General features: G+C 70.8%; 6 protein-coding genes. 3 read left to right on the top strand and 3 right to left on the bottom strand.

Annotated elements, in window-relative coordinates; genetic code table 11:
• Positions 1-1471: DHA2 family efflux MFS transporter permease subunit (locus E1285_RS37630; RefSeq protein ID WP_132159371.1), on the bottom strand; the 1471-nt coding region annotated here is incomplete at its 3' end.
• A 288-nt stretch (positions 1472-1759) separates the two neighbouring features.
• Here E1285_RS37630 and E1285_RS37625 point away from each other — a divergent pair.
• The 3 genes from E1285_RS37625 (at position 1760) to E1285_RS37615 (ending at position 10451) form a co-directional block, all read left to right on the top strand.
• Positions 1760-8296: a type I polyketide synthase gene (locus tag E1285_RS37625; protein ID WP_132159370.1), complete on the top strand. Its 6537-nt coding sequence runs from the start codon at positions 1760-1762 to the stop codon at positions 8294-8296.
• A 41-nt stretch (positions 8297-8337) separates the two neighbouring features.
• Entirely contained in the window at positions 8338-9672 is a 1335-nt protein-coding gene (gene ccrA, locus E1285_RS37620) for a crotonyl-CoA carboxylase/reductase (protein WP_132159369.1), read from the top strand.
• A 290-nt stretch (positions 9673-9962) separates the two neighbouring features.
• The gene (locus E1285_RS37615; protein WP_132159368.1) at positions 9963-10451 is read left to right on the top strand and encodes a DinB family protein; all 489 of its coding nucleotides are present in this window, start codon (positions 9963-9965) and stop codon (positions 10449-10451) included.
• Between the two features lie 94 nt (positions 10452-10545).
• On the opposite strand, the gene E1285_RS37610 is transcribed toward E1285_RS37615, so the two are convergent.
• The gene (locus E1285_RS37610; RefSeq protein ID WP_132159367.1) at positions 10546-11181 is read right to left on the bottom strand and encodes a class F sortase; all 636 of its coding nucleotides are present in this window, start codon (positions 11179-11181) and stop codon (positions 10546-10548) included.
• Position 11182: 1 nt separating this feature from the next.
• Positions 11183-12046 carry a hypothetical protein gene (locus E1285_RS37605; RefSeq protein ID WP_132159366.1) on the bottom strand — a complete coding sequence of 288 codons (864 nt, stop codon included), beginning with the start codon at positions 12044-12046 and terminating at the stop codon, positions 11183-11185.
• Between the last annotated feature and the right edge of the window lie 756 nt (positions 12047-12802).

Raw genomic sequence — 12802 nt, 5'->3', positions numbered from 1 at the left:
CCACTGGGATGGGGTCGGGGGAGGTCTCGCTGGTGTCGGTGATGTCGGTGATGTCGGTGATGACGGCGGGTTTCTTGCCGTGCTTGGGGCCGAGCCAGCCGCGGCGGCTGGGCAGGGTCAGGGCGCTGATCACGCCGCCGATGAGGACGAGGACCGCGCCGAGGATGAGGCCGGAGGACGTGCCGTGGCGGAACGCCTCCAGCTCCCCGGCGCTCGCGCCCTCGTCCGGGATGGTGTGGACGAGCAGGCCGACGATGGCGATGCCGAACGCGCCGGACGCCTCGCGGATCACGTTGATGACGCCGCTGGCCACCCCGGCCCGCCGTTCGGGGACGGCCTTGAGCACGTACATCACCAGGGGCATGCCGAGGGCGGCCCCGACGCCGACGAGCATGACGCCGGGCATCAGGTCGGCGTAGCCGTCGCCGGTCTGCAGCGTGGAGAACAGGAACATCCCGAGGCCCATCAGGGCCATGCCGGCGGCGATGGCGGGGCGCGGGCCGATCTTGGTGGCGAGCAGGAACGCCACCGGGGTCAGCAGCATGATCGCGATGGCCGGGGGGAGCATGACCAGGCCGGCCTCGGGCGGCGAGAAGCCGAGGAAGCGCTGCAGGAACGGCTGCGAGTAGAACATCATGCCGTTGAAGCCGATGCCGTAGAGCATCTGCGACAACAGCCCGCCGGAGAAGACCCGGTTGCGGAAGAACCGCAGGTCGATCATGGGGTCGGGGGCCCAGCTCTCCACCAGGATGAAGCAGACCAGCGCGATGACGCCGAGGGCGAAGACGCTGATCACCGACGGGTCGCCCCAGCCGTGCTTGTTGCCGGACTCCAGCCCGTAGATGAACGCGAACAGCATGGTCGCGGAGATCAGCACGCCGGGGAGGTCGATGCGGGCGTGCTTGTTCTCGCCCTTCGAGGTGAGGACGAACAGCCCGAGGACGATCACCATGATGCCGGGCACGATGTTGATCAGGAAGATCCAGCCCCAGTGCCAGTGCTGGACGATGATCCCGCCGATGGTGGGGCCGAGCGCGGTCGCGCTGGACGCGGCGCCGATGAAGATGATGTTGCCGATGGAGCGCTGCTTGTCGCTGCGTCCGACGGTGACCATCACCTGCGTGGCGGGCAGCACGAGCGCGGCGCCGGCGCCCTGCACGATGCGGGCGACGATGAGGACGTCGGAGCTCTGCGCGAGCCCGCAGAAGGCGGACGCGATGGTGAAGACGACCATGCCCGTGGTGTACGTCAGGCGGCAGCCGAAGACGTCGGTGAGCCGCCCGCCCGTGATCATCAGGCAGGAGAACATCAGGATGTACCCGGTGGCGACCCAGTCCTTGGCCGAGGACGACATGTCGAGGTCGGCCATGATCGTGGGCAACGCCGTGAAGACCACCGTGTTGTCCATGGTGGTCATGAACGCGCTGACGGCCACGACCGCCAGCGCCCATCGGTATCGGCCCCGGGTCACTGTGTGTACGGCGTTAAGTTCCCACCGTCAGGAAATCCGCCGCTTCCCCCTAAAAGCGCTCGTCGCTATTGTTACTATTGGTTGGCGTCTCGTTACTCAGCTCAACTTAGGGCAAGCCACCTCAACTATCCCATCAGGCCACAATGGTTACTCCCGAGTCTTGTCATCACCGTGACAAGTAGCGGTTGAGAAAAGTGGTCTGGATGCGCATCCCGAGTTGGTCATCGTAGGTCAAAGTGGGTCCCTCCGCTTCGCCGAACGATCCCGGTTTTGGGGGGACCCCACCGTATGCAGAGCAACGATCGTTCCGGAGCCGCGCAGCACGACGCGCAGGACGAGACTCGGATCAGTGAGGATTCGATCCGCCGGCACCTGATCGAAGAGATCGCGCGCCGCTCCAGGACCGCCGTCGCCGAGATCGATCCCGACCGGCCGCTCGAGGAGTTCGGGCTGGCCTCCCGGGACGCGGTCGCGATCGCCGGCGAGCTCGAGCAGATGCTGGGCCGGGCACTCCCCGCCACCCTCGTCTGGGAACATCCGACGATCAACAAGCTCTCCGTCGCGCTGGCGGGCGGCCCGGGTGGTCCGGGCGCCGCGGCGCAGCCGGAGCCGCGCCCGGCGGTCCGGGAGGCCGCGGGCGACGAGCCGATCGCCGTCGTCGGCATCGGCTGCCGCTTCCCCGGCGGTGAACGCGACCTCACCGGCCCCGGCGACTACTGGCGGTTCCTCACCGGCCGGGGCGACGCGGTCCGCGAGGTGCCGGACGGCCGCTGGGACCCGTTCGACGACGGTTCTCCCGAGGTCGGCGACCTGCTCGCCAGGACGACCCGGCTCGGCGGTTTCCTCGACGACGTCGCCGGGTTCGACGCGCAGTTCTTCGGCATCACCCCCCGCGAGGCCGCGGTGATGGACCCGCAGCAGCGCCTCGTCCTGGAGGTCGCGTGGGAGGCGTTCGAGAACGCCGGCATCGGCCCGGCGTCGCTGCGCGGCAGCCGCACCGGCGTGTTCGTCGGGGTGTCGGCGCCGGAGTACGCGGCGTTCACCGCGTCCGACCTGGTGTCCCTTGAGCCGTTCACGGCGACCGGCGCGGCGCTCAGCATCATCGCGAACCGGCTGTCGTACCTGCTGGACCTGCGCGGCCCCAGCATGATCGTCGACACCGCCTGCTCGTCGTCGCTGGTCTCCACCCACCTCGCCGTGCAGGCGCTCCGCAGCGGCGACGCGGACGTGGCGCTCGCCGGCGGTGTGAACCTCCTGTTGTCGCCGACCGTCACGATGACGTTCGACCTCGCGGGCGGGACGGCCTCGGACGGGCACTGCAAGGCGTTCGACGCGTCCGCCGACGGGATGGTCCGCGCGGAGGGCTGCGGCGCGGTGGTCATGAAGCGGCTGTCGGACGCGGTGCGGGACGGTGACCGGGTCCTCGCCGTCGTCAAGGGGTCGGGCGTCAACTCCGACGGGCGGTCCAACGGCCTCGTCGCCCCCAACTCCGACGCGCAGCGCGCCCTGCTCCGCGACGTCTATGCCGCCTCGGGCGTCGACACGCGAGAGGTCGACTATGTCGAGGCGCACGGGACGGGCACGTTCCTGGGCGATCCGATCGAGGCCAAGGCGGTCGGCGAGGTCCTCGGTGCCGGACGCGAACCCGATGCGCCGCTCCTGCTCGGCTCGGCCAAGTCCAACCTCGGGCACATGGAGTCGGCCGCGGGCATAGCCGGGCTCATCAAGACCGTCCTCGCGCTGCACCACCGGGTCATCCCGCCTAGCGCGCACTACAAGGAACCCAACCCGCACATCCCGTTCGACGAACTGCGCCTCGCGGTCGTTGCGAATGAGACGCCTTGGCCCGACAGAGGGCATCCCGCCCGCGCGGGCGTGTCCGGGTTCGGCTTCGGTGGGACGAACGCACACGTCGTCCTGGAGGAGGCCCCCGCGCAGGAGCCGAACGTCCATCCGGCCGTCGTCCGGACGTTCCCGCTGTCCGACACCAGTGACGACCGTATCCGCGACCACGCGGCCGCCCTCGCTGAGTGGCTCCCGGACCAGGACGTGAAGCTTCCCGACCTCGCGCGGACCCTGCACGGGCGTCGCGGCCGTGGACGAGCCCGCGCCGCCGTCGCCGCCCGGGACCACGCCGGGCTCGTCGAAGGGCTGACAGCTCTCGCTGAGGGCCGTCCCCACCCCGGTGTAGTGAGCGGCACGGCGCTCGGTGCGCCCGGTCGTCCCGTGTGGGTGTTCTCCGGGTACGGCGCACAGCGCGCTGGCATGGCGCAGCGGCTCCTGGAGGAGGAGCCCGCGTTCGCTGAAGCCATCGACGACCTGGACGGCCTGTTCGCCGAGGAGGGCGGCCCCGACCTGTGGGCGCTCCTGGAAGGCGGCGAGAAGCCGGACGGCCCCGTCGTCGCGATGCCGGTGCTCTTCGCCATCCAGATCGGCCTGGCCCGGATGTGGAAGTCGTACGGGGTCACGCCCGGCGCGGTGATCGGCCACTCGATGGGCGAGGTCGCCGCCGCGGTCGTCGCCGGCGCGATCACTCTGGAGGACGGCGTCCGCGTCATCTGCCGCCGGTCCCGGCTGCTGACCCGGCTCGTCGGCGGCGGCGCGATGGCCGTGCTCGGCGCGTCCGCCGCCGAGGTCGCGCGCCTGGGCGAAGGCCTGCCCGAGGTGTACGCGGCCGTGCACTCCTCACCGAACCAGACCGTCGTCACCGGCGACGCCGCCCAGGTCGACGAGATCGTCGAACGCGCCGAGGCGGAGGGGCGCCTGGCCCGGAAGGTGCAGGCCGAGGGCGCCGGGCACTCGCCCCAGGTCGACCCGCTGCTCCCCGAACTGCGCGAAGTGCTGGCCGAGGTCGGCGCCGAACGCGGTACCCCCCTGGCCGAAGGCATCAAGCTCTACACAACGGCTCTCGACGATCCCCGCACCCTCCTCGACCCCGCCGCCCCGCACGCCGAGGCGGGGCTCGGGGCTTCCTACTGGGCGGCGAACCTGCGGAACGCGGTCCGGCTCACGGACGCGGTGGCGGCGGCGGCCGAGGACGGGTTCCGGACGTTCGTCGAGGTCAACGCGCACCCCATCCTCGCGCACGCCGTCGGGGAGACCCTGGAGGGGACGGGCGCGCTCGTCACCCACACGCTCAAGCGGGCGCCCAAGGGCCAGGAAACCGACGACACCCTGACCTTCCACGGGCAGCTCGCGACCCTGGCCGCGCACGGCCATCCGATCGCCGCGCCCGCCGACGGCCGGATCATCGACGTCCCGCGGTCGCCGTGGCGGCACGAGCGCCACTGGGTCGACCTTTCGGCACGCACCTCCGGAGGACGGGACGAACACCCTCTCCTCGGTGCGCATGTGGAGATGCCCGGCGAAGAGCGGCACGCGTGGCGCGCGGACGTGGGCCTCGCCGCCCAGCCGTGGCTCTCCGGGCGGACCGTCCACGGGCTGCACACGCTTCCGGCCGCGGCGTTCGCGGAGATGGCGCTCGCCGCCGGGGCGAGCGCGCTCGGCACCGAGGACGTCCGCGTCAACAGCCTGTGGATGGAACGCCCGCTCGCCCTCGCCGGCCACACGACCGTGACGACGACGTTCACCGAGGCGGAGCAGCGCGTCGAGGTGCACGCACTGACCCCCGCCGGAACCTGGGTGCGCGTGGCCAGCGCCGACGTAGGCGAAGATCACCGCGCCCCGGCCGCACCCGGCACGCCCGCCGAGGGTCCGGGTGCCGCTGTGGAGGTCGCGGCCGCTGAGCGGGGCAGCCGCCATTACCGGCTGCATCCCGAGGTGTTCGGTCGTTGCCTGGACGTCCTGGCGGGCGAGGCGGCGGCCGTCGCCGAAGGGACGTGGCTGGCCGAGACCATCGGCAGCCTGCGGGTGTCCGGGCCGACGCATCGCGGCGGACACGTCCGGGCGACCGTCACCCAGGACGACGAAGGGATGACGGGGTCGGTTCTGCTTCTCGCGGCGGACGGGGAGGTGCTCGCCGAGGCCACGGGGATCGTCCTCCGCGGCGTCGAGCGCCACGACGTTCCCGTCCCCGTCGCCGACAAGCTCGTCGAACTCGTCTGGGACGAGGCCCCGCTCCCCGAAGCGGACACCGGCGGAAGCGGCACCTGGCTGGTGCTGGCCGATGAGGAGGACGCGCTCGCCGGTGCGGTCACCGCCGACCTGGACAGGCGCGGGCGGCGGGTCGTCCGGCATCTGCTGACCAACCGGCCGCCGGACGACCACCCGGCGATGGACGAGCCGGTCGACGGCGTCGTGCTCGTCCCGTCCGCGGATCTCGTCGACGAGGACCTGGTCCTGGCCGTCGCCGGTGTGAGCCGTTCGCTCCCGGACGGCCCCCGCATGTACGTCGCGACGCAGAGAGCGGTCCCGGTCGGGGACGGGGAGCCGGGCGAGCCCGGCCACGGGTTCGTCAGCGCGCTCACCAGGGTTCTGGCGTTCGAACGCAGCGTCCAGAAGGCCACGCATGTGGACGTCGACCGTCCCGCCGATCTGGTCGCGGAACTCCTGAGCGACCATGAAGCGCGCGAGGTCGCCTGGCGCGGCGGCGTGCGTCATGTGGCGCGGCTGGCGCAGGCCGCGCTGCCCGAGCCGGACGCGAAACCGAAGCGGATCGTCCGGCGCGGCGGCGCCTACGTGATCACCGGCGGGTACGGCGGGATCGGGCTGGTCACCGCGCGGCTGCTGGCCGAACGCGGCGCGGGACGCATCGTCCTGTCCGGCCGCGGCGGGCCCGACGCCGACGCCGAGAAGGTGATCGCCCGCCTGCGCGAGGACGGCGTGGACGTCGGCGTCGTGCTCGGCGACATCGCCGAGCCGGGCACGGCGGAACGCCTCGTCAAGGTCGCGCAGGAGGGCGGCGTCCGGCTGCGCGGCGTGGTGCACGGCGCGGGCGCCATCGACGACCGGCTGATCGCCGACCTCGGCGCCGATGATCTCCACAGGGTGTGGACGGCGAAGGTCGAGGGCGCGCGGCGGCTCAGCGAGGCCACCTGGGATCTCGACCTCGACTGGTGCGTCATGCACTCGTCGGCCGCGGCGCTGCTCGGCTCGCCCGGCCAGGCCGCCTACGCCGCCGCGAACGCCGCGATCGACGCGCTGATGGCGTACCGGCGGGCACACGGCCGCCCCGGAACCACCATCAACTGGGGCACATGGTCACAGGTCGGCGGTGCCGCCGACACGTCGGTCACCGTCATCGACCCGATCAGCCCGGCGGAGGGCTCCGAGGCGCTGGAGGCGCTGCTCGCCCACAACCTGCCGGCGACGGGCGTGCTGCGCTTCGACCCCGCCACGGCGGTCGCGCTGTTCCCCGAGATCCGCACCATGCCGTACTTCGCCGCGCTCACCGAGGCCGCCGACGACGCCGGGGCCGCGGACGCGGGCGACTGGCCCGGCGTGGAGGCGCTCAAGGACGTCGCCCCCGCCACCGCCCGCAAGATGATCGCCGCGCAGGTCAGGCACCGGATCGCGGCAGTCCTCGGCTTCGACCCGCAGCGCCTCGACCCGGCCGTCCCGCTCACCGACCTCGGCCTCGACTCCCTCATCGCGGTGAGGATCAAGAGCGGTGTCGAGCACGATCTCGGGCTGACCGTACCCGCGTCGGTGCTGCTCCAGGGCGCGAGCGTCAACGTCTTCGAGGAATGGGCCGCAGGCGAGCTGGGCCTGTCGGACGCCCCGCCCCCGGCGGCGCCCGCGGTGTCCAACGCCGAAGCCGGATACGTCATGCCGCGCGACGCCGCCGAGCGCCTCGCCGTCCGCCTCTTCGAGGACGTCCTCGGCCTCGACCGCGTCGGCGTCACCGCCGACTTCTTCACCGAACTCGGCGGCCAGGACCACCAGGCCGACCAGATCGTCGCCAGGGTCACGACCGAACTCGGCGCCGAGGTGACCCGCGGTGAGCTGTTCGAGGTGCCCACCGCCGAGAACGTCGCCGAGTACATCCGGGCCGCCGACGAGGAGGCCGCGCGGCAGACCGTCCGCCCGCTGAAGCACTCCGGCGGCCGCCGCCCGATCTTCATCGCGCATCCGGCGGGCGGCACCACCGCGTGCTACCGCCAGCTCATCGACCTGCTCGGCGACGACCAGCCCGTGTACGGGCTGGAACGGTTCGAGGACGCTCCGTCCGTCGAGGAACGCGCCGCCCGCTACGTCCAGCACCTCCTGGAGGTGCAGCCCGAGGGCGCGTTCCGGCTCGGCGGCTGGTCGTTCGGCGGCGTCCTCGCCTACGAGACCGCGCGGCAGCTCACCACCGCCGGGCGCGAGGTCGAGTTCGTCGCGCTGTTCGACGCGGGCCTCCCGCTCGCCGTGGACGACGAGTCCGACACGCTCGCCCGCCGGTTCTCCGCGTTCGCCGACTACATCAACGAGACGTACGGCCTGGACGTCACCCTCACCTACGAGGAACTGTCCGGGCTGGACGAGGAAGCGCAGTTCGCGCTGGTCATGGAGCGCGCGGCCCCGCTCGTGGACTACATCCCGCCGGCGGCCCTCACGCACCAGCTCACGTCCCACCAGGACACCCGAACCCTGGAGGCGTACCAGCCCGAGCCGTACGACGGCAGGGTCATCCTCTACTACGCGCCCGAGGAAACCCCCTGGGCCGTCCGTGATGCCCGCTACGTGCTCGACGGGACCAACGGTTTCGGCGGGCTCTGCTCCGACCTGGAGATCGTCACGATCCCCGGTGTGCACCACCTCAACCTGCTGGACCCGCCCGGTGTGGACGTCCTCGCCGCACACCTGGAGGGCCGGCTCGCAGGACGGCACGAGCACGACGACGCCGCCCCTGCCCCGACCACAACGTCGAACCCGGCCCGCTGAGGGCCGCCCCCGAACCCCGTCGTTCCACGGAGGATCCCCCCATGGCCCAGCACGGCTCGTCCCACGATCTGCTCGACGCCGTACGTTCCGGCGCAAGCGGCCCCGAGCTGCAGGAGATCGATCTGCCGACCCGTTTCCGCGCCGCGTTCACCCGCAAGGACGAGGTCGGGATCTTCGAGGGACAGACCGACAAGGACGTGCGGCGCTCCATGCACGTCGACGAGGTCGAGATGCCCGAACTCGCCCCCGACGAGGTCGTCGTCGCGGTGATGTCCGCCGCGATCAACTTCAACACCGTCTGGTCGGCGATCTTCGAGCCCGTCCCCACGTTCGCGTTCCTGGAGAAGTTCGGCCGCCAGGGCTGGTACGGCGCCCGGCACGACCTGCCGTACCACATCCTCGGGTCGGACGGCTCCGGCGTCGTCGTCCGCACCGGCGCCGGCGTGAAGAGCTGGAAGGTCGGCGACAAGGTCGTCCTGTCCCCGTCCTACGTGGACGAGGAGGACCACGGCTCCTACGACGACGGCATGATGAGCGAGACCCAGCTCGCCTGGGGCTTCGAGACGAACTTCGGCTCCCTCGGCGAGTACTGCATCGTCAAGGCGAACCAGCTCATCCCCAAGCCCGCCCACCTCACCTGGGAGGAGGCGGGCTCCAACACCCTGTGCGCCGGCACCGCCTACCGGATGCTCGTCGGGACGCACGGCGCCCGCATCAAGCAGGGCGACGTCGTCCTGATCTGGGGCGCGACCGGCGGCCTCGGCTCGTTCGCGACGCAGCTCGTCAAGAACGGCGGCGGCATCCCGGTCGGTGTCGTCTCCTCCGACGAGAAGGCCGACATCGTCCGCTCCCAGGGCTGCGAGAACGTCATCAACCGCAACGACCTGAACCTCGGCGAGCAGGGCCTGCGCCACCCCAAGGCCGGACGCGTCCTGGGCGAGGCGATCCGCGGCCTCGTCGGCGAGGACCCGGGCATCGTCTTCGAGTACCTCGGCCGTGAGACGTTCGGCGCGTCCGTCTACGTCACCAAGCGCGGCGGCAAGGTCGTCACCTGCGGCTCGTCCACGGGCTACAAGCACGAGTACGACAACCGCTTCCTCTGGATGCGCCTCAAGAGCATCATCGGCTCGCACGGCTTCAACTACCACGAGGCCGTCGAGGTCAACCGCCTCATCAGCCTCGGCATGATCCACCCGACGCTCTCGAAGGTCTTCCCGCTGGAGGAGGCCGGCGACGCGACCCGCGCCGTCCAGACCAACCAGCACGTCGGCAAGGTCGCCGTCCTGTGCGGCGCCACCGGCGAGGGCCAGGGCGTGGACAACCCGGCCCTCCGCGAACGCATCGGCGAGGACCGCCTGAACCTCTACCGCCGCTGAGCATCCGACCGGGCCCGGCGGATCGCCCCGCCGCGCTCCGGTCATGGCCCCACTGTCGACACCCGCGCTACGGGGCTTGAGCAGCAACCGAACGGCCAGTCACGTCAGGGAGCCGGGCAGGCGTCTCTTGCCGTGACTGGCCGTTCTGATGCGGGCGACGTCAGATCCAGCACCATGCCGATACAGCAAGTTTTCGTGCAGTTCCGGCCAGTGCTCGGGCAGTCTCGACTCACCACGTGCGCAACCCGTCTCACCCGCCTGCTCAGCCGTTCGCACAGAAGGGCACTTACATGAGGTCCACCCGCCGCCGTGACCGGCCGCCGCCGAGCACCGGCACCTCGGAGAAGGACGTACTGCTCGGCTTCCTCGACTACTTGCGCGCCGGCATGGCGGCCAAGGTCGAGGGCGTGCCGGAGCCGCAGGTCCGCACGCCCGGTGTCGCGTCGGGCACCAACCTGCTGGGTCTGGTCAACCACCTCGCCCACGTGGAACGTTCCCTGTTCCTCGGCGAGCACGTCGCCGACTGGCAGGCCACCTTCGCCGCGGCTCCCGGCGACACCGTCGACGACGTCCTGGCCGCCTACCGCGACGCGGCCGCCCGGTCAAACACGGTCGTCCGCGCCGCCTCCGACCTGACCGCCACCGTCGCCCGCCCGGCGTCCCGGCCGCAAGGACCGTCCCTGCGGTGGGCGCTCACGCACATGATCGAGGAAACGGGACGACATGCCGGCCACGCCGACATCCTGCGCGAACTCATCGACGGAACCACGGGCCGCTGAAGGCCGTACGGATGCTGCTCAGGCCCCGCCACACGACGGAACCGCCCGCCCCTCCACGGACGTGGACGGGCGGGCGGTTCGCGTTGCCGTGCTGTCAGGCGGTGACCAGCTTGGCGTAGATGATGACGTTGTCCTTGTAGTGGCCCGACTCGGGGTCGAACGCACCCCCGCAGGTCACGAGCCGCAGGGACGCGTGGTCCAGTGAGGCTGCGAACACCTGCTTGTGCGGGAAGGCGTTCTTGTCCACGCGCTGCTTCTTCTCGACAGCGAACGTGGCGGTGGTGCCGTCCTTGCGCGCCACCTTGATCTGGTCCCCGGTGTTGAGTTCCTTCAGCCGGTAGAAGACGGCGTTCTTGCCGTGGGCGTCGACGTGGCCGAGGAGGACCGACGGCCCGATCTCGCCCGGCGTGACGCCCTCCTTGTACCAGCCGACCAGGTTGGGCTTGCTCAGCGGCGGTTCCTCGACGCGACCGTTGGGCAGCAGCCCGATGTCGCTGATGGGCGCCGACACGCCGATCTTCTCGATGGCGATCTTCGTTGGCTGCGAGTGGGTCAGCGGCGCGGACGCCGCCGCCGCGGTGGTACCGGCGGAGGCGCTCGCCGAGGGGCTCCCCTCGGCGGTGCCGCCGTCCTCGCTCCCGCAGCCACTCAGTAGCAGTCCGGTGAGCAGCGCGCCGGCCGCCACGCCCATGGCGCGGCGACCGGCGGCCGTTGCTGAGAGTTCAGGCAACTTACGAACGCTCCTGAGCCGTCCGGCGCCGCAGCGCCACCGCGCCCAGGCCGAGGAACGCGATCGCGCCCCAGGCGGCGGCCGCCATCGGCGAGCCGCCGTTGTTCAGCGTGCTGCCGTCACCGGTGTTGATCGGGCCGGTGGGGACCTTCGGCGTCTTCGGCGTCATGTTGTTGCCGCCGCCGTTGCCGTTGCCGTTCCCGTCGTCCTTCGCCGGGCTGGTGCTGTACTTGACCGAGCCGAAGCCCTTGCAGACCACCGTGACGTTGGTCGGGTCGGGCAGGCTGCTCTTGAACGTTCCGGTGGCGCCCCAGGTGTTCTCACCGGTCTTCTTCGCCGGGAGCGGGTTCTGGGTGTAGCCGTTGCCGGTGATGGTCACCGTGCTCGGGCAGATCACCTTGAAGGTCGTCTTCTCACCCGGCGCGACGCGGGTGGTGGACAGCTTCACCTTGTCGTAGCCGAACTTGAAGCCGGGCTGCGGGTCCGGGTTCTCGGACGACGCGGCGACCTTGAGCGGCAGGTCCATCGTCAGCTTGTTCTGGTCGGCGTCGTGGCAGGTGACCTTGTAGGGGTAGGTCTGGCCCGCCTTCAGCTGCCTGCTGTCGAAGGTCTTGACCGGGCCGCTCGTCCACAGGTCGCCCTTACGGGTGAAGGTCACCGGCTGGGCGAAGACGATGGTGCCGCCGTGGGCGAGCACCGGCTTGCTCTCAGCGTTACAGCCGGACACGTTGACCGTGATGGCCGAGCCCGCGGTGAACGGGTTCGGGTTCGCCACGACCTTTCCGTCGGCGAGTGCAGGGCCCGCCATCCCAAGCACCAGTGCTCCGGCGGCGACTCCCGCCGCGGCCAGCCGGGTTGAGCGCATTGCGTTTCTCCTCTGATCGGGGAACTCTCCGTGTCTCTCCGGCGAGAATCACACTCAGCGATGGCGGGGGATGCCGCGCTCAGGCAGCAAACATGGCAGGTGTGCTCGCGGTACGAGGGGGTCGGGGAGACATAAGAGAACGATTGAGGCAGCAGTGTAGTGAGAACTCCTTCCGGCGCAACCCAAAGAAGGGGGAAACAGCAGGTGAATGACCGATCGCGGTCACTCAGGGGATTGAGTTAACCACCCGCAATGGGTGAGCGACCCCCTCATTGAGAGATGCCGAAAAGCGCTCTGACCAGCACGAACACCGCCCGGCACCGCTGCTGCCGCGACCGCGTCGTCCCAGGTGAGGACACCTGTGGCACCCGCGCGCAAGAGTTCAGAAGATGCAAAAGAACACACCGACCGTCCTCGTCTGGCCGATGCGGATGGTCACCCCAATGTGTGAAGTCGATCACAGCGGGTCAATCCGCGGAACCGGAATCAGTCACGGTGCGTCATCGCCCGCCGGGCGCGAGAACGGTTCGCGTCCATGTTGCGTAACGTAACCATGCGCTCTCCCGAGATTGTTCTCCCGATACGCTCAAATGGCCGAGCGAACACCGCAAGGATTCAACCGAGGCGATCAACGCGCTGTTGTGAATTTCCCCGGAAGCCATGAGCGCCGTCCCGCACATGGCGCAGAGGGGCCGGCGGAGGCAGCGCGGCCGGTGCACCCGGGGGAACGCCCACCGGCCCCGCCACCTCCTCCCC

Source organism: Actinomadura sp. 7K507, assembly GCF_004348425.1.
Taxonomy (GTDB): domain Bacteria; phylum Actinomycetota; class Actinomycetes; order Streptosporangiales; family Streptosporangiaceae; genus Spirillospora.
The sequence above is the reverse complement of the archived record's forward strand: the minus strand, read 5'-3'. Positions and strand labels throughout refer to the sequence as shown.

Coding starts and splice junctions, on each gene's coding strand:
- E1285_RS37625 (WP_132159370.1), top strand. CDS start 1,760: ATGCAGAGCAACGATCGTTCCGGAGCCGCGCAGCACGACGCGCAGGAC.
- ccrA (WP_132159369.1), top strand. CDS start 8,338: ATGGCCCAGCACGGCTCGTCCCACGATCTGCTCGACGCCGTACGTTCC.
- E1285_RS37615 (WP_132159368.1), top strand. CDS start 9,963: ATGAGGTCCACCCGCCGCCGTGACCGGCCGCCGCCGAGCACCGGCACC.
- E1285_RS37605 (WP_132159366.1), bottom strand. CDS start 12,046: ATGCGCTCAACCCGGCTGGCCGCGGCGGGAGTCGCCGCCGGAGCACTG.